We start from the raw sequence: 18,910 nt of genomic DNA, 5'->3' as shown, positions 1-18,910 counted from the left end.
GGGGAAGCCAGACTTGACGAAAAGAGAGCCTAACATGCGCCACGTCCTGCCCGCCTTGTTCGCCATAACCTTGGCCTTGCCCGTCTACGCAGAGCAAACCGTCCACCAGTTCAGCCTGTATGTTTCTGGTATTAAAGCGGGCAATATCCGAACCGATATCCGCCTTAACGGCTCTGCCTTTTCGGTGTCAGGGCTCTTAAATCCCTCCAGTTTGTTGCGCACCATCCGCGATGTGGGGTATGCGGGCCAATCCGCAGGCACACACCGAAATGGCACCTATTCACCGCGCCGATATTCCGCACAAACAAAAACAGGATCGCGTAACAGCCAAGTCAAAATGCGCATCACCGATGGCATCCCAAGTGTTGATTCTTATCTGCCTGAACGTGAAAAGCGCCCCTATGACATCACTCCAGCCGACCAAAAGGGCGTAATTGATCCGTTGACCGCCGCTGCAACGGTGTTTTCCGATCAAACATCCAAAACCCTGTGTAACCAGATGATCGACATGTTTGATGGGCGACGGTTGTCCAAATTGACCCTCGCCCCCGCAACGATCATGGGCAACAGCGCAACCTGCAAAGGAACCTATTCACGCGTTGCAGGTTTTTCGCCTGAGGATATGCAAGAAAGGGTCAACTTTCCGTTCTCGCTGCTGTACACCCGCACAGATGCAGACACGTTTCGCCTTATGTCGTTCACGACCCAAACCACCTTTGGCAGCCTTCGCGCCAAGCGAAAGTGATGCGCTATGAGCGGCCTCCCAATTGAGGCTGCCTTGCCAGCATTGGCGGATGCCCTGCGCACAGCCAAAATGGCCGTACTACAAGCGCCTCCGGGCGCAGGTAAAACCACCCGCGTGCCGCTGTTCCTGATCGAAGAGACCCTTATCGACGGTAAAATTCTGATGCTGGAACCTCGCCGCCTTGCAGCACGCGCTGCGGCGGAACGCATGGCGGAAACATTGGGTGAAACAGCAGGTCAAACCGTGGGTTATCGGATGCGCGGGGACAGCAAATCATCGCCCGAAACTCGAATCGAGGTGATTACCGAAGGTATTCTGACCCGTATGATTCAATCCGATCCTGAACTTACGGGGATTGGTTGCATCATCTTTGATGAATTTCACGAACGCAGCCTGCAATCAGACACAGGTTTGGCCTTTACACTAGAAGTCCGCGAGGCATTGCGCCCCGACCTTCATCTGATTGTTATGTCCGCCACGCTCGACGCTGCGCCTGTCGCAAAACTCATCGGCGATGCGCCCATGGTCACATCAGAAGGGCGCTCTTTTCCCGTGGAGTCGCGCCACCTGCCAAAACCTTGGGCGAAACCCAACACACATGGACCGCGGTTTGAAAACGCGATGGCCGACCTGATCGCCCAAGCTGCAAAGGAAACCACAGGCGGCATTCTCGCCTTTTTGCCAGGTGAAGGGGAAATCCGCCGCACTGAAGCAGTGTTGCAAAACGCCCTGCCCGCCGATTGCATTCTTCGCCCTCTTTACGGTGGTTTGCCGTTTGCTGAACAACGCCGCGCGGTGTTGCCTGAAAAACAGGGCCGCAAAGTTGTGCTGGCCACCTCCATCGCGGAAACGTCCCTGACGATCCAAGACGTACGCGTTGTGGTGGATGGGGGCCGCGCACGGCGCGCGCGATTTGATGCAGGCTCAGGCATGTCGCGCCTGATCACGGACCGCGTCACCAAGGCCGAAGCCACACAGCGTATGGGCCGCGCAGGTCGTGTGGCACAGGGCATTTGCTACAAGCTTTGGACCAAAGGCGAAGAAGGCGGCTTGGCCCCCTTCCCTTTGCCCGAAATTCTGTCTGCGGATATCGCCAGTCTGATCCTTGAACTGGCCGCATGGGGCACATCGGACCCACAGACTCTGCCGTTTCTCGATCACCCGCGTGACGCAGACGTGGCGCAGGCCCAAGCGTTGCTGCGGTCCCTTGGTGCGCTGGATGCTGACAATCGCATTACTCCGCATGGAACCGCACTGGCGCGTCACCCGTTGCATCCGCGGCTTGCCCATATGTTAGAACACGGCGGGCCGGATGCACCGCTGCTGGCAGCGTTAATCGAGTCTCGCGATCCTCTGCCGCGCACCGCGCCAAGCGATCTTAGCTTACGACTGGAAGCGCTCAAAGACCCGCACGCCTTTGCAAATACACGGCCGTTCAAAACCAACGCGGGCACAATCAAATCAATCAAACACGAAGCCAAACGCCTGAAACACACACCGTCCAGCCTCTCGCTCGCTGAAACCCTTGCGCTTGCCTATCCTGACCGTATCGGGCTGCGGCGCAAAGGGGATGCGCCTCGATTTGTATTGTCTGGTGGCAAAGGTGCGGTTTTTCGAGACGACGATCCCACGGGGGCAAACCGCCTAATCATTGCCACGAATCTTGATGGGGACGCGCGCGAAGCAAAGGTTCGCGCCGCTTTGCCAATCACGCAGGCCGAACTCGCCAATGTATACGGCGATCAATTCGAAGACGTGAATATCTGTGAATGGTCCAAAAGGGACCGCCGCGTGCTGACGCGCAAACGCACACAGTTTGGGCAGTTGGTGCTGGATGATCAAAACTGGAAAGACTGTCCCCCCGACGCGTCAAACGCCGCCATGTGCGACGGCATCCGTGACTTGGGGTTGCAATGTCTTCCTTGGTCCGATGCCGCAACTTTGTTTCGCGCTCGCGTTGAATGGCTGCGCGCGCAAGACCACGCTTTGCCAGATTTTTCCGATACGGCGCTTCTTGAAACACTGACCGATTGGCTCGAGCCGCATTTGACAGGAATTCGTGCCCCTGACGGCCTGAAAAAGCTCGACCTGCTGACCATCCTGCGCAACATCTTGTCTTGGGAGGCACAACAAACCCTCGACCAACTGGCCCCTGCAAGCATCACAGCCCCGACAGGAACAAAACTGCCGATTGATTATGGCGCGGCCCAACCTAAAATTGCAGTGCGGTTGCAAGAACTCTTTGGCATGACCACTCATCCCACAGCTGGGCCTAAACGCTTGCCGTTGTTGATTGAACTTTTGTCTCCTGCGCGCCGTCCCGTGCAAACCACCGCTGATTTACCGAATTTCTGGTCAACCAGTTATGCAGACGTGCGCAAAGACATGCGCGGGCGCTATCCCCGCCACCCGTGGCCCGAAGACCCGACACAGGCGGAACCCACGCGGCGGGTTAAGCCACGCAATTAATTTAATTTATGACACTCAATAAGCTCTAGATTCCCTAAGGTTATTGGCTACACTCTCTGCCAGCGAGGGATTCTGTACTTAGGGTATCCTTCCTCATCGACATTCATCTGGGAGGAACCATGTCAAAATTCTTTTCACTGTCCGCCATCGTTGCGGCAACCGCACTGGCGGCAACTTCGGCATCTGCTCAGGTTAACCTGACAGCTGAAACCGCAAGCCCTGGTGGTTCGGTTCACCTTGGCATCAGTCACCTTGGCGAAGTGGCTGCAAAACGCGGTATTGCAAACATTCAGCTGTCCGATGGTCAAACACTGACAAACTCCATCCAAAACGTGGCTGAAGGCAAAACCGACATCGCATCTGCGCCTTATATCCTACCGTTTTTGATGTCCAAAGGCCGTGGCCCCTATTCCAAGCTGGGTGCGGAAAAAGGTGCGGAACTGGCAGGCAATCTGCGCGCGCTTTATCCCATGACTCTTGGTGTGTTTGGGCTTTATGCGTACAACTCAAACAACATCAAAGGCTGGGATGACATCAAGGGTCGCAAGATTCTGAACGGTCCGCCGCGCGGGGCTGCGCTGACAAACGCGCGCGCTGTAATCCAACTGACTACTGGGCTGAAAGACGGCGACGGTTACGAAGGTGTACAGGTCAACTGGGGCCAAGCGCCAAAGACCATTTCTGATGGTTCCGTAGAAGCCGCCGTTTTGCCGATGCTATTTCCTGATACGCGTATCACAACCGTTCTATCCGCTGGTGATATGACAATTTGGTCAGTGCCAAAAGAAAAGTTCGAATCCGAAGCATGGCAAAAATACACCCGTGCTCCAGGCTCTGCGCCTTGGGTGATGGATGTGGCTGATATGAAAGCACCAAACGGTGTGACTGTTGTGTCCGAAGACGGTAAATTCCGTGGCTTGGCAACAATCGGTGGCGATGTGGTTCACAAAGACATGGATTTCGATCTGGTCAAAGCACTGGTTACAGCACACATCGAAACCCTTGATGAAATGAAGGCAAAAGCACCTTTCGCGTCTAACGCGGGCTTTGGCATCGTGGATGTTGTGGAATCTGGCATGTGTGGTGCCAACCCAATCAAATACCACCCAGGCGCTGTTGCTGCGTGGGAAGAAGCAGGCTTCAAAATCGACGACTGCGCAAAAGAGTAATCTTTTCAACTTTGATCTTTAAAACAGGCCGCACAATTTGCGGCCTGTTTTTTACCAAGCAAGGCTAAAATCCATGTCACAAGACCCAAACGTTGCAGCAAAAGTCTCAGCTGAGGATCCCAAACCAACGTCAAAACTGGTTTACTTTCTGGCGCTATTCTTAGTTTTGGTCGGCATGTTAAACGCCATGCCTGGCATTCCTGGCATGGACAACGCCGCACGCGCGATCACGGGCCTTGATTGGGTCGTTGTGCGCAAATTTCCGTATGAGTATTTTTACCCGCTGATCTTCTTTTGGATGATGCTGATCGTCGCGTTAAAACACTCGATGTTTCGAGATTGGGCCAACCGCAGCAGTGCGCGGCGCAACTTTGGCCTGTTTATGGATGTGGCCCTTGTAGTGGCGGCCGCGGCTATTTCCATTACTTATCTTATGGAAATCGACAGCGTGTGTATCGTGGATCAATTCACGGGTGAACGGGCCGAACTGATCGCCAAAAGCTTGATCGAAGAACGCGAATTTGCAGAGCTGTACGGCCTGCCCGTCCCTGATAGCGTAGAAGACCCTCAATGTATCAACACAACGGGTGGGTTCCTTGTGCTGATTGTTGGTGTCGCTGTGATCGTGTTCCTTGCTTACAACGTCAAAGTGTGGGGCTTACCACTGGTTATGGTGTCAATCCTGATCGCGGGTTACACCATTGTCACTGTGCTGGTTTGGTATTTCCACGGGCCAGATGACATCAACAAATATTTGATGACGAAACTAGGCGGCGAACCCCGCATGCTTACGGATGGGCGTCCCCGCGTGCATGATGTTCTTGTGAATTCCGCTTCTGGTCTACTGGGTCGATTTATCGACATCATCATGAACACAGTCTTCCCCTACATCGTATTGGGCGGTCTTTTTGGGGCCTCCGCTGGGGGGCAATCCCTGATCAAACTGGCATTCCTTTGGACCCGCAAACTGCGCGGTGGCCCCGCACATGCGGCGATTATTTCTAGCGCTATGTTTGGCACCATTTCGGGCGGCCCCGTGGTGAACGTTTTGTCCACGGGTGTTCTGACCATCCCGATGATGATCAAACGCGGCTTTTCCCGCGTCTTTGCGGGCGGGGTCGAGGCGGCTGCCTCTTCTGGCGGGTCTATCATGCCGCCCGTCATGGGCGTTGCAGCGTTTATTCTGGCAGCCCTGACAGCGGTTCCCTACCGCGAGGTGATTATCGCTGCGACGATCCCAGCAGTGGCCTACTTCTTCTGTCTGTTCCTGTCCGCAGTGTTCCAATCCCGCAAACAAGGGATCGAGGCGATTGGCGAAAAAACACCAGACATGGTGCTGGATCGCAAAGACAAACTGCACCTTTTGCAAATCTTTGGCCCAATCCTGCTGATCCTTGTTTTGTTGCTTACGTCAAAAGAAAACATCGATTGTGGCCCCATCGGTTGGCTGATTGGCGTTGAAACCATCATCGAAGGCGAAAAATGCCGTGCCACTGATCTGCCGTGGCTTTTGCGCATTGTGCAAAACTCCGTTGGCGATGCAGGCAGTGCTGGATGGTGGGCCGTGATTTTTTTGGTGGTGCTGCTGTTTATCGACCCAGAGGTCCGCAAAACTCCGAAGAAAATCCTCGACGCGTTGTCAGGTGCGGGCGTTCTTATTTCGACCCTCTACCTGATGTTTTTGGCTGTTTCGATTATTGACTTCTGCCTGAACTTTACTGGTCTGTCGAAATTTATCGCTCTTGATGTGTTGAGCTTCCTTCAATCGCTCAACCTTGGCTCTGGTGGTTCGGTGATGTTCCAATTCATCGCATTGTTCACCACGATGGCGTTGGCGGTTCTGCTTGGAATGGGGATGCCTGCGGTGCCTGCCTATATCAACGTTGCGTTGTTGATGGGGCCATTGCTTGCAGGGCTTGGCCTGTCGATCTTTACCGCCAACATGTTCATTTTTTACTTTGCGGTCGCCTCGGCCATTACGCCACCTGTGGCCATTGCGGCCTTTACGGCGGCCACAATCACCAAAGCAGAACCCATGGCCACTGGGTTCTCGGCTGTGAAATCGGGTATTGTGATGTTTGTGATCCCGTTTGTTTTCGCCATGTACCCAGAGCTGTTGCTGATCGAACCTGCAATCCTGAACCCTGCTGCAACGGGCGATGCGGACAAATACCTGCCAGGCTATGATGGTGAGTTCTATCTAGGCGCCCTGCTGTGGTTGATTGCCCGTCTAATCCTTGCGCTGTATTTGTTGGCGAGCGCTCTGGCCGCCTATGACCAACGGGCCATGCCTGCATGGGAAATTGTGGCGCGATTGGCCATTGCCGCCGTAATCATGATGAGCGATCCAATGTTCCATGTCCCTGCTCTAATTGCCGCCGTGGCGGTGATTGCTTTCCATACGGTGCAGGCCCGCAAGGCAGCCGCCTAACGCGGAACAAACGCACCGTCATTTGTGTGGCGACTGCTTTGCGCTTTTCCTCTGTCGAACCCTGTCTTAGGGTTCGTCTATGAACCTAGTCGCCCTGCGGTCCCCCGAATTTCGATTGTACTTTTTTGGTGCGGTTGCCAACGTCAACGCCCTGTGGATCAGCCGTATTGTCATTGGCTGGCTGGCCTGGGATCTGACCCATTCAGCACAATTCGTTGGCATCGTGGCCGCGTGCTCTTTGCTGCCGACGCTGTTTGGCGGGCCTTTTTTTGGGGTCTTGGTGGATCGCTCCGATATCAAACGGGCCGCCTATGCTACCAATCTGGCCATGATCGCCTGCATTGCCGTTCTGCTGGCGCTGCAAATTGCGGGACACGTCGCGACGTTCAGTTTGATCCTGATATCCTTGGCCATTGGTACAGTGACGGCGGCACATCACCCTGTGCGCCTGTCGCTGGCCCCGCGTTTGGTAAAGGCCGAAGATGTGTCCTCGGTTGTGGCTCTGTCCGCGCTGAATTTTAACCTCGCGCGATTGATCAGCCCGGCTATCGGCGGCGTTCTCATTGATCTAACGGGCACAACAACGGCGCTGCTGGTCACGTTGGTGCTATTTCTGCCGAACCTTGCCGTCTTGTTCCGCCTGCACCCGCGCGAACTCACCAAGCACGGTGGCGAGCCCTTTGTCACTGCCATGGCGGAAGGCATGCGATATATCCGTCAACGGCGCACGATTGTGGCTGTTCTGGCCACAACCGCAGTATTCTCGGTTGCCCTGCGTGGTGTTCTCGAAGTGTTACCGATCATCGCAGATGGGTCCTTTAACCTTGGGGCGGTTGGGCTTGGCCAACTCGGCTCTGCAGTAGGCGGTGGTGCGCTGTGTGCCGCGATTTACAAAGCAATGGGGCGTAAATCCACGGGCCGAAACGCCTTGTCCCTTGGCAACGTCTCGGTTGCCATTGTGGGGCTTTTGGCGATGGCTGTTCTTGGAACCACGCAAATTTGGGCGTTGGCCCTGTTCTGTGCCGCGATGCTAGGGGCCACAGGCACGTATTTCGGCGTCACTATGCAATCCATGATCCAAGCAGACCTGCCCGACGATATGCGCGGTCGTGTCATGTCTATATGGGTGGTTGTGGGTCTTGGGGCCACAGCGCTTGGCGCATTTGTCATAGGTGCGTTGGCCAACCTTATCGGGATTAGCGCCGCAAGTCTGTGGATTTCAGGCACAGGCCTAGTCGCCATCCTGATACTATCGCGGCGCGCCCCGAAGGACACGCCGCAATAAATTCATAAGTCTGCAAGGTCGCGATTAGACGCGGACCACCGTAACATCAGCCACCGTCAAAGGTGTGCTTGTCGTTACATTGGAAACCGCCGTTCCGTTCACAACAACTGTAGACCCGATTACAGTACCCGCATCGTCCTGCAATTCTTGGATCGTAATGGTTGGATCAGCTTCGCTTGCTGGGAACAACAGCTCAACCATGTCCTCGCTGGAGTCGAAATCAGTGATCGTAGAAGCATCACCAAGCTCACGCGCATCCAACGTAAACGTGTCAGCATCATCACCACCCGTGGCAATATCCTGACGTTGGACCAGAATGTTGTCTTCGCCAGCACCACCGAACAGACGATCCATTTCGTTGTCGTCAAGGAGCGCGTCAAAGCCACTGGCCTCTGTGTCAAGGTCAGAGCCGAACAAGAAGTCGTTGCCGTCGCCGCCGCCAACGAGGTCAGCACCGGACCCGCCGTAAACGATATCGTCACCTGCATCGCCGCGAACAGTATCCGTGTCATTGCCACCGAAAACGACGTCATCACCAATACCGCCAATAACCGAGTCATCGCCACCGTTACCAAAAACCAAATCGTCGCCCGCGTTACCAGTGACAAAGTCATCACCAATGCCGCCAGAAACAGAGTCTGATCCGTTGTTGCCGCGCAGAACATCATCGCCGCGACCGCCGAAGATTTGGTCGTCTTGGCCACCGCCGCTGATGTCGTCGCTACCTTCTTCACCGTACAAGCGGTCTTCGCCAAAGCCGCCAGTGATAACATCGTCGCCTTCTTCACCGAAGATCAGATCATCGCCGTCACCGCCATCTGCGATGTCGCTTTGCTCGCCAAGGTCAAGGCGGTCATCGCCAGCGCCGCCGTCGATGCTGTCTTCGCCAAACCCGCCGTCGATGCTGTCGTTGCCGTCACCACCAAAGGCTGTGTCAAACCCAACGCCCAAACGAGCTTCGTCGTTCCCTGCGCCCAGATCAGCTACATCGTCACCGCCAGCAAGATCGACCAGATCGTCACCGTCTGTGCCTGTGAATGTCTGCGCTGTGTCGTCCCCTACGAACTCTTCGCCAGACCGCTCAGCAGGCGCTGTGTTGTCGTCATCGTCATCGTTCGCGATTTCATCAATACCAAATGCAATGCCACCCAGCCCCAACAGGGTAAGCGTTTGGCGAACCCGCTCTGACGGAGAGTGAGGGAATGAGTTAAGTGTCCACTATTGAGAATGGACACTTAGGGGCATTTTATGAGCCGAGGAAAGAAGCGCTTTTGGTCGGATGACGAGAAGCGAGAGATTTGCCGCCAAGCGGCAACGGAGGGCTTTTCTGTCGCGCAAGTTGCACGACGTTATGCAGTGAACGCAAACTTGATTCACAACTGGATGAAGGATCCCCGCTTTGCAACGCCCACGGAGGACATAACCTCTCCCCCCGAAGACGCTTTTCTGCCTGTCGAAGTTGAACTGAGCGCTCAGCCGATAGATAGGATGGTCACTACCCCTTCGGCTTCAGCTCTTTGTGCGACGCGCGTTGATCTAACGTTGTCGGATGGACGACGGGTTTTGATTGAGGGGCCAACAGCGCTGAGCGCGGTTGTGGGTTTGGTCGAAGGATTGGCCGTTTGATCCCCGTTCCTAGTAATACACGGGTTTGGCTTGCGGCTGGCGTAACGGACATGCGGCGCGGCTTCTATACACTGGCATCGCAAGCGGCAAGCGTCCTAGAACAAGACCCGTACTCGGGCCATCTGTTTGTGTTCCGTGGCCGTCGGGGTGACCTTTTGAAGATCATTTGGTGGGATCAACAGGGCGCATGTCTATTCAGCAAGCGGCTGGAGAAAGGCCGCTTTGTTTGGCCTGCTGCAAAAGACGGCAAGATCAGTGTAACGCCCGCACAATTATCAATGCTGTTGGAAGGCATCGACTGGCGCATGCCCCAGAAGACGTGGCGGCCATTGCAAGTTGGATAGGTGCATATTTGTTGGTTTTTGTACGTTCAGGGATTCACGACGCTGACCACATCAAGTATAGGAACGCATGCCCGATGCACCCGATATAATCCCCTCCGAACCCACAGAGTTGCGCGAGTTCACCGTTGGATTATTAGCCGAGTTGAAGAACCGTGACTTGCTTATTGAGAAGCTGCGCCATCAGGTTGCAGGGCAGAACAGTCACCGCTTTGGATCGAAGGCCGAGGGCATCGATCAGCTACAATTGCGACTTGAGGATGAAGAAGTTGCTCAAGCTGTGATCGCGCCCAATGCGCCGCCTGAGCAACCTGCTGCGCATGCAAAGATCAAACCCAAGCGTAAACCACTGCCTGATCATCTGCCACGCGTGGAACGGGTTCTTTCTGTCGGTGATGACTGCGCCGAGTGTGGAGGTGCACTGCGCGAGTTGGCCCGCGATACAACAGAAGAGCTGGAATACGTCCCGGGACGCTTTGTCGTGAACCAGATCATCCGCCCCCGCGTGGCCTGTAAGTGTTGCGAGGCAATCAGCCAAGCACCACTGCCGTCACGCCCGATTGAGAAGGGCATTCCCGGCCCAGGGTTCTTAGCCCATGTGTTGATCAGCAAATACATGGATCACTTGCCGCTCTACCGTCAGGCACAAATCTTTGCCCGTGAGGGCTTGGACATTGATCGTTCGACACTGGCGGGATGGGTGGGTAAATCCGCAGCGTTGCTGGAACCACTGGCGATGGCCATCAAACGTCACGTTCTGTCAGGCCAAGCCATCTTTGCCGATGATACGCCCGTGAAGATGCTGGCGCCAGGCATTGGCAAGACAAAGACAGCCCGCCTCTGGGCCTATGACAGGGACGAACGCCCTTGGGCCAGTGATACCCCACCAGCTGCTTGGTATGAGTTCACGCTAGACCGCAGAGGTATCCGACCAAGCGAACATCTCAAAGGTTACCAAGGCTGGATGCATGCCGATGGCTACGCAGGATTTGAAGAGCTTTACCGTTCTGGCCAGATCAAGGAAGTGGCCTGCATGGCCCATATCAGACGCAAGTTTGTAGACGTGTTCAAGTCCCAAGGCTCGCATGTGGCTGAAGAGGCCATACAGCGCATCGCCCAGCTCTATGCCGTAGAGAAGGAAGCACGCGGCTCACCGCCAGGCCAGCGCGTCGCACTGCGACAACAAAAAGCAAAACCTATTCTTGATGATCTGGAAAGCTGGCTGCAAGGCGAGTTACCCAAACTATCGGGCAAAACGCCATTGGCCAATGCAATCAGATACGCACTGACCCGCATGAAGAGGCTGCGTGACTATTTGGATCATGGCTTTCTGGAGCTGGACAACAATACAGCAGAACGATCCATGCGTGGCATTGCCATAGGCCGCAAAAACTACATGTTCATGGGATCTGAACGCGGGGGCCAGTCAGCTGCCATCATCTATACCCTCATGGAAACCGCCAAGCTCAACAACGTTGATCCCCAAGAGTGGCTCACAGACGTCCTAACCCGCATCGCCAACCACAAGATCAACAGAATTGATGAGCTGCTACCTTGGAACTACAAGGGGTGAAGCTAGGGGTTCGCCTACTGGAACAGGTTCTCCAAGTGCTTACGTTTTACACGCTCATTTTGGTTTGGCCAAATATCAGTGGAAGGAATCAGGTACATGCTTGCTAAACGTTGTTCGACCAACGTAAAGCGCAACCCAATATTCTTGATCACCGGCGTCTTTTTCCTTCGGCTTTCAAATCGTACCATGTTGTTACATGCTTTTGCATCTGATGGCCCAAGTCCATGATTGATCAACGCACTTTGAGACAACATTAAAACTGGATATGACATTTGAGTACTCGCTAATATGAACTAATGCACATTTAGGAACCAGAACGTACTTTTCAAGTGTAAATGCCACAGTATTGTGCTGGAAGCACCTTTAACTGTTCATTAGCCCACTCAACACCCGCCGCATTCCATCAGGATTTCCGACCAGTTTGGGGTCACGGCACAGATGCGTAGCAATGACTTCGGCCGATTGTCTTTCCAGGCCTGCCAAAACAAGTGTTTCAATAAAAACGGGATTTGCATGGTCCCATATTACTTCATGTGACGGACCCCGATAGCAGCTTGCTATGATAGTTGTTGCAAAACTTGGCGTTGTCATAAGCAAAGCTAGTGTTGATATAATGATAGTACGTTTCATGTTGCCCCCAACATATATTTGAAAGCACTAGGCATCGTTCAAAAGCCAAATTTTGTCAAACAATCTAAAATTGAAAGAGAGTAATGTCGCTTGGATTAGGGTGGCTTTGGACGACAGCGAGCGAGTTGACCATACCACCAAAAATGCCATCTTGAGAATGGGTCACCAACCTTTTACAATCGGCTACCCATTATCACCCCTAAAAAAACACCCAAGCGCCCGTTTTTGGTCTCATTTTCTTGTCAGACAGGCTTTGTAACAAGTTTGATGAGTATTTTGATAAAATGTCTGACCAACTACAAATCCTGTATGCCCTTGCAATAAGCGCCATTCTTGGTGCTTTGATCGCGCATGGCGTCTTTGCGCTTTTGTCGATTGCTGTAACCTGACTGCCCTCGGTGTTGCCGCATCTCGTCTAAATTGCCGCGGCAACACCAATCGGACGGATTTAACAAGAGTTCCATTTGGGCGACCACCCAAGCGCACATTACTATTAGGCTGAACCATGAGTAACACATACAAAAAACGGTTTGTTCTAGAGGGGTTACACAGCCTGACAGGATCATGGGTTGATTTGATTGAATTTAAAAGCACTGCGCAAGAGGCTCAAGCCAAACTGTCTATCATCGAAACGCACCTAATTCTTCCAAGCCTGTCGATTGAGGGCGCAATCATCCTGCCTGCAGAGTTTTCCGCGTTTAGAATTGAGCGGATCCAAAATAAATTTGATGATCAATAATCAGACGAATCATCCTAAAGCGAACCATCCCTAAGCAGGTTTACCGAACGCTTACCCAACAGGGACAGAAGAATAATCTCAATCATGTTACACCCAAGTTTCGGCCTGCCGTAAATTGCAGCGCCATTTTACCGTTAGTCACGACACCAAGCAGCTGATGTCACTGTTCAACCTTAACAGGCGAGTTTTCGCTTTGACACTATTTTGACCAAATTTGCCTCAAATTTACCATGATTTGTCAGTTTTGGGCGAAGACTGTTTCCGAGAGTGCGACAATGATAATCAAAGGCACTGATTGTGCCTGAATAATGGTTAACAGTGCCGAATCATTCAGGAATTTCCAAAAAAGAAGGGGAGCAATATGCCCCCCTTAAGTCCAACTTTCAGGCTCTTCTTGTTACCGCTCGGTTAGTTGCCTGCGGCCTGAAGGCGTTAAAGGCGGACCTTGGCCCGCCTTTAATCTGAATGTCTTAGCTACAACCGCTTGTTGCGCCGCAGGTGTTGCACTTCATACACGTGCCGTTGCGCACCAGCGTATAGTTCCCGCAATCTCCGCAGGCATCGCCCTCATAGCCTTGCATCTTGGCTTTGGCACGGTCGTCCATTTGCAAAGGCGCAGCTGTGGGTGCAGGTGCAGGAGCTTCGGCAAAGCCGCCGCCCAAGGATGCCTCTGGAGCCGCTGTTTCAGCGCCGCCAAACAAGCCCGTAGACGCACCACCCTGCAACACCATCAACTCCTGTGGCATCCGATGACGGTGGTATCCTGGGGAAACAACCTGCTTGAGCATCGCAACCGCATCATCAGAGGCTGGGCGTACATTGCTGGAGCCTTCTTCGACACCGCGACCCAAATCATCAAAGTGATTGCCCGCAGGTTTCACATGCGCCAGATCGGTGCGGTCCAGATAGGACACAGCCAATTCACGGAAGATGTAATCAAGGATCGACGTTGCGTTTTTGATGCTGTCGTTGCCCTGCACCATGCCCGCTGGTTCGAACCGTGTGAATGTGAACGCATCGACGAATTCATCCAGCGGCACACCGTATTGCAGACCAACAGATACCGCGATGGCAAAGTTGTTCATCATAGCGCGGAAGCCAGCCCCTTCTTTGTGCATATCAATAAAGATTTCACCAAGGTTGCCGTCTTCGTACTCGCCTGTGCGCAGGTACACTTTGTGTCCGCCAACCGTTGCCTTTTGCGTGTACCCTTTGCGGCGCTCTGGCAGACGGCTGCGTTCTTGTGCAACTTCTTTGATGATAACCTTTTCAACGATCTTCTCGGCCAGAACCTGAGCCCGTTCACCGTTTGGCGCTTCGAGCAAGGCTTCTTCGATGTCGTCCTCGTCATCTTCGATCAACGCAGCAGACAATGGCTGAGACAGTTTTGACCCATCACGATACAGCGCATTTGCTTTCACACCGAGCGACCAAGACAGCTCATAGGCTTTCTGACAGTCTTCGATGGTTGCATCAGACGGCATGTTGATCGTTTTGGAAATCGCACCAGAAATGAACGACTGAGCTGCGGCCATCATGGTGATGTGGCTGTCTACGGACAAGAACCGCTTGCCGATTTTACCACATGGATTGGCACAATCGAACACGGACAAATGCTCGTCTTTCAAGAAAGGCGCCCCTTCCAGCGTCATCGTCCCACACACATGGTTGTTCGCTGCTTCAACTTGCGCCTTGGTAAAGCCAAGATGTGTTAGCAGGTCAAAGGACGGGTCGTTCAGCTTTTCGGCAGGGATGCCGAGCGTGCCAGAACAGAAATCCGCGCCCAGTGTCCATTGGTTGAACACAAAACGGATGTCGAATGCGGTTGGCAGCGCCGCTTCGATCTTGTCGATCTCGGCTTGGCCAAATCCGTGACCCTTTAACGTGGTGTGGTTGATGTCTGGCGCATTGCCCATGGTCCCGTGACCAACCGCATAAGAGACAACCTCTTCGATCTGGCTTGTGGAATACCCAAGTGTCGTCAGCGCAGCAGGCACAGATTGGTTGATAATCTTAAAGTAACCACCACCGGCCAGCTTCTTGAACTTCACCAACGCAAAGTCAGGTTCGATCCCTGTTGTGTCACAATCCATAACCAGACCGATTGTGCCGGTTGGCGCGATCACAGAAACCTGAGCGTTGCGATAGCCGTGCTTTTCACCCAAAGCCACTGCTTCCTGCCAAACCGTTTTGGACAATTCGGACAATTCAGGATCAGGGCTGTTTGCATGGTCCAAAGGAACAGGCTTTACGTCAAGCGCATCATACCCATCGGTTGCACCTTCAGCGGCTAGCGCGTGGTTGCGCATAACGCGCAGCATGTGCTTTGCGTTCTTCTCATACCCAGGGAACGGGCCCAACTCTTTCGCCATCTCGGCAGATGTGGCGTAAGAGACACCTGTCATCACCGCCGTCAGCGCACCACACATGGCGCGACCTTCTTCAGAGTCATAGGAATAGCCCATGTTCATCAGCAACCCGCCAATGTTCGCATAGCCCAGACCCAATGTGCGGAACTTGTAAGAAAGCTCTGCGATCTCTTTCGATGGGAATTGCGCCATCAACACAGAAATTTCCAGTGTCATGGTCCACAAACGGGACGCATGCATGTAAGCCCCTGCATCGAATTTACCGTCTGCGTAAAACTTCAACAGGTTCATAGACGCCAAGTTACAGGCCGTATCGTCCAAGAACATGTATTCGGAACATGGGTTGGAGCCACGGATCTGCCCGTCTTCTGGACATGTGTGCCACTGGTTGATTGTGTCGTGATACTGAACACCCGGATCGGCACAGGCCCACGCAGCGTGACCAATATCTTCCCACAATTCACGTGCGGAAACTGTTTCTTGAACGGCACCGTCTGTGCGGCGCAGCAACTCCCACGGCTTGTCGTCTTTGACCGCTTGCAAGAATGCGTTGGTCACCCGAACAGAGTTGTTGGAGTTTTGGCCAGCGACTGTGCCGTAAGCCTCTGAATCCCAATCTGTGTCATACGTCGGGAACTCAATGCTGTCGAACCCTTGCTTTGCGTATTGCAGCACACGGTTCACGTATGTTTCAGGAATGCGGGCTTTCTTGGCGGATTTGATCGCCGCTTTCAGGCCAGCATTTGCCTTTGGATCGAACGCGCCCTCTTCGGACCCATCCCAAGCGCGGATCGCACCGAAGATTTCGTTCAACTTGTCTTCGTGCATCTTGGAGCCAGCCACAAGGGAGGCAACCTTCTGCTCTTCACGAACCTTCCAGTTGATAAAGTCTTTAATATCTGGGTGATCCATATCACAGATCACCATCTTCGCCGCGCGACGGGTCGTGCCACCCGATTTAATTGCGCCGGCGGCTCTATCCCCAATCTTCAAGAAGGACATAAGCCCAGAGGATTTGCCGCCGCCGCCAAGTGGCTCAGAAGCACTTCGCAGGGAGGAGAAGTTAGTACCCGTGCCAGAGCCGTATTTGAACAAACGCGCTTCGCGAACCCAAAGGTCCATGATCCCACCCTCGTTCACCAAATCGTCACTAACCGATTGGATGAAACAAGCATGTGGCTGCGGATGCTCATAGGCTGACTTCGACTTGGTCAGCTTGCCGGTCTTGTAATCAACATAGTGGTGCCCTTGGCTCGGACCATCGATGCCATAGGCCCAGTGCAGACCGGTGTTAAACCATTGTGGCGAGTTCGGCGCAGCCATTTGGTTGGCCAGCATGAACCGCATCTCGTCAAAATAAGCGCGGGCGTCTGATTCTGTGTCAAACAAACCGCCTTTCCATCCCCAATAGGCCCAAGCGCCCGCAAGGCGATCAAAAACCTGCTTAGAGGATGTTTCCCCGTCATATTCTTTTTTGGCTGAAGGGCCATCAGGAACGGACCGCCACAAAAACTCAGGAACGCCCTTTTCCTTCACGCGCTTTAATTTGTCGGCCAAACCTGCTTTGCGGAAATACTTCTGCGCAATAACGTCCGCCGCCACTTGGCTCCAGCTTACGGGAACCTCTACCGCATCAAGCGAAAAAACCACTGTCCCGTCGGGGTTACGGATTTCTGATGTTGTTTTGTGGAATTCGATGTCCGCGTAAGCGTCTTGATTTTCTTTGGTAAATCGGCGTTCGATTTTCATGGCTGCCCCGTGAGCTAATAACATTTCCAGTACAGACACAGGTATCGTGGTTTGGTGTATCCCAAACTTGGTCGTTGCCTAGTGTCCTTCGTTCCCTGCCTCTATGCTTATCCACTAAATGTTGTGGTTTTTATCTGAGGCCCGCACAAAGTGTACGATGGTCACGAATCCGTCAACGAAAATTTTTAAATAAATTGGCCATTTTTCCATTGACCCATTGTTCCGAAAGACGCCCCACCGAGCGACCGCAAACAGAGCCACATAAGGCCAATCGGGTAACCAAGGCGTATTAAAGAAAAAATTGAATCCGACACCGATTCATCCCCAAACAATCCACAGAATCAAACGCACTTAAAAAAGTTTCAACTGGATCGCTTTGGTTGATAAGCACCCCCGCCATTCCACCACCTATGTCAAAAATTGGGACCGCGTTATCCCAGAATCCAGTTTAAATGGCTAAAACGGCAAACACTTTAAAACCGCAGCAGTACCGCAGGTTCAAAGACGATTCTTGATTTGAAGAGATTTTACTGGTCGGGGCGGCGAGATTCGAACTCACGACCCCCTGTACCCAAAACAGGTGCGCTACCAGGCTGCGCCACGCCCCGAACCAGTGGTGGCGATATACGCCGCGTATCGTGGTTTGAAAACCCCAAAAATGCGCAAGGCTGACCTGCAACCGAAATAAAATAGGTTACAGGCTATTCGCAGGCCCAAGCAGGCATTGTGTCACTAAATGCAGGATGGCGCATTTGCGCCCCTTCCACCAATCCCAACTTGCGCGATTGGCCACCGTTCACTTCCAGAACCGCCAAAATGTTGTCTCCGCCAGGAATGCTCTCGAGGCTGCCGGGAACGGCGTTTTCATGAACTCGTTGCACAACACCATGTTGATCCAAGAAAATCATATCGAGCGGGATGAGCGTGTTCTTCATCCAGAAAGAAACTGTGGACGGCGCGTCGTATACGAACAGCATCCCGTTATACCGTCCCATGCTTTCGCGGAACATCAGCCCACGACCGCGTTCAATATCGTCATCCGCGATTTCTACATTAAAACGTGCGCTGCCGCCGTCCCAACGCAGATCAACAACCGCATCCGAACATTTTGCCACCGCTCCATTGGCCAGCAGCATAAGGGCAACTGCAACGCTGCTACCCTTCAGCATCGGCATAATCCCACGCCCGAATTTCAATGGCCATGCGCCCCCGTGGACCATCCGCGGTGCGGACACATACGGCTTCACCTTGAACCAGTTCGGCCATGCCATAGGCACGCAACACTTCCATATGAACAAACACATCAGCGGAATCGCCAAATAGGTTCACAAAGCCAAAACCTTTGATTTTATCGAACCATTTAACCCGTGCAGGGGTCAGCGGTTCGTCGGATTTCAACGCCGACAGATCAAAGCCCAGCTCAGGAACCCCCTTGAGGACAATTTTTTCATCCGCTTGAGGCAGTTCCAGCTCAAGGATCTCGACCGCTTGCAAACCGCGTGCGCTCTCGGCCACCTCAACTTTGATGCGTGCGTCTTCCACGACAGAGCTGTGCCCAAAGTTGCGCAAAACATTTGCATGCAACAAAATATCCCGTCCGCCTTCGTCATCTGTGACGAAACCAAACCCTTTGGTACTGTCAAACCACTTTACGCTGCCTGTCTTCGATACCATTTTTCGCTCCACTCGCGACGCGCCCGCACAACACCCAATGCGTTTACGTTAAAAACACAGAATTCTTATGTGCTTCCGCTTTCACCGTCCCTACTTCGTTTCTCTTTGAC

13 protein-coding genes and 1 tRNA gene are annotated in these 18,910 nt (G+C 53.3%); 9 read left to right on the top strand and 5 right to left on the bottom strand.

What is annotated here, in order from left to right; genetic code table 11:
* The first annotated feature begins 34 nt into the window (after nt 1-34).
* The 5 genes from QBD29_RS05845 (at nt 35) to QBD29_RS05825 (ending at nt 8,099) form a co-directional block, all read left to right on the top strand.
* Nucleotides 35-745 (top strand): DUF3108 domain-containing protein, encoded by a 711-nt coding sequence (locus QBD29_RS05845; RefSeq protein WP_280100372.1) that lies wholly within the window; start codon nt 35-37, stop codon nt 743-745.
* Between the two features lie 6 nt (nt 746-751).
* Nucleotides 752-3,214, top strand: coding sequence for an ATP-dependent helicase HrpB (gene hrpB, locus QBD29_RS05840; RefSeq protein WP_280100371.1), 2,463 nt, complete (start codon nt 752-754; stop codon nt 3,212-3,214).
* A 119-nt stretch (nt 3,215-3,333) separates the two neighbouring features.
* Nucleotides 3,334-4,383, top strand: coding sequence for a TAXI family TRAP transporter solute-binding subunit (locus QBD29_RS05835; RefSeq protein WP_280100370.1), 1,050 nt, complete (start codon nt 3,334-3,336; stop codon nt 4,381-4,383).
* A 73-nt stretch (nt 4,384-4,456) separates the two neighbouring features.
* Nucleotides 4,457-6,814, top strand: a complete 2,358-nt coding sequence (locus QBD29_RS05830; RefSeq protein ID WP_280100369.1) for a TRAP transporter fused permease subunit — start codon at nt 4,457-4,459, stop codon at nt 6,812-6,814.
* A gap of 79 nt (nt 6,815-6,893) precedes the next feature.
* A complete protein-coding gene (locus tag QBD29_RS05825; RefSeq protein ID WP_280100368.1) occupies nt 6,894-8,099 on the top strand; it encodes an MFS transporter in 1,206 nt (401 codons plus the stop codon).
* Between the two features lie 24 nt (nt 8,100-8,123).
* On the opposite strand, the gene QBD29_RS05820 is transcribed toward QBD29_RS05825, so the two are convergent.
* On the bottom strand, nt 8,124-9,257 hold the full coding sequence (locus QBD29_RS05820) for a calcium-binding protein (RefSeq protein ID WP_280100367.1): 1,134 nt from the start codon (nt 9,255-9,257) through the stop codon (nt 8,124-8,126).
* 90 nt (nt 9,258-9,347) lie between these two features.
* Here QBD29_RS05820 and QBD29_RS05815 point away from each other — a divergent pair, with 90 nt between their 5' ends.
* The 4 genes from QBD29_RS05815 (at nt 9,348) to QBD29_RS05800 (ending at nt 13,008) form a co-directional block, all read left to right on the top strand.
* Nucleotides 9,348-9,725, top strand: a complete 378-nt coding sequence (locus QBD29_RS05815; RefSeq protein WP_280098717.1) for a transposase — start codon at nt 9,348-9,350, stop codon at nt 9,723-9,725.
* Nucleotides 9,722-10,069, top strand: a complete 348-nt coding sequence (gene tnpB, locus QBD29_RS05810) for an IS66 family insertion sequence element accessory protein TnpB (protein WP_280098718.1) — start codon at nt 9,722-9,724, stop codon at nt 10,067-10,069. The genes QBD29_RS05815 and tnpB overlap by 4 nt, the downstream gene beginning before the upstream one ends.
* Before the next feature lie 67 nt (nt 10,070-10,136).
* Nucleotides 10,137-11,639: an IS66 family transposase gene (locus QBD29_RS05805; protein ID WP_280098719.1), complete on the top strand. Its 1,503-nt coding sequence runs from the start codon at nt 10,137-10,139 to the stop codon at nt 11,637-11,639.
* A gap of 1,135 nt (nt 11,640-12,774) precedes the next feature.
* Complete coding sequence (locus QBD29_RS05800; protein WP_280098720.1) at nt 12,775-13,008, top strand: hypothetical protein; 234 nt, start codon at nt 12,775-12,777, stop codon at nt 13,006-13,008.
* A 470-nt stretch (nt 13,009-13,478) separates the two neighbouring features.
* On the opposite strand, the gene QBD29_RS05795 is transcribed toward QBD29_RS05800, so the two are convergent.
* The 4 genes from QBD29_RS05795 to QBD29_RS05780 all read right to left on the bottom strand — a co-directional run bounded on the left by QBD29_RS05795 (nt 13,479) and on the right by QBD29_RS05780 (nt 18,800).
* Complete coding sequence (locus tag QBD29_RS05795) at nt 13,479-17,126, bottom strand: vitamin B12-dependent ribonucleotide reductase (protein WP_280100366.1); 3,648 nt, start codon at nt 17,124-17,126, stop codon at nt 13,479-13,481.
* 531 nt (nt 17,127-17,657) lie between these two features.
* Nucleotides 17,658-17,734, bottom strand: a tRNA-Pro gene (locus QBD29_RS05790).
* Between the two features lie 93 nt (nt 17,735-17,827).
* Nucleotides 17,828-18,295: a DUF192 domain-containing protein gene (locus QBD29_RS05785; RefSeq protein WP_280100365.1), complete on the bottom strand. Its 468-nt coding sequence runs from the start codon at nt 18,293-18,295 to the stop codon at nt 17,828-17,830.
* The gene (locus QBD29_RS05780; RefSeq protein ID WP_280100364.1) at nt 18,282-18,800 is read right to left on the bottom strand and encodes a cold shock protein; all 519 of its coding nucleotides are present in this window, start codon (nt 18,798-18,800) and stop codon (nt 18,282-18,284) included. Before QBD29_RS05780 ends, QBD29_RS05785 begins: the two co-directional genes overlap by 14 nt.
* Nucleotides 18,801-18,910 lie beyond the last annotated feature (110 nt).

The organism is Amylibacter sp. IMCC11727 (genome assembly GCF_029854195.1).
GTDB lineage: Bacteria > Pseudomonadota > Alphaproteobacteria > Rhodobacterales > Rhodobacteraceae > Amylibacter.
The sequence above is the reverse complement of the archived record's forward strand: the minus strand, read 5'-3'. Positions and strand labels throughout refer to the sequence as shown.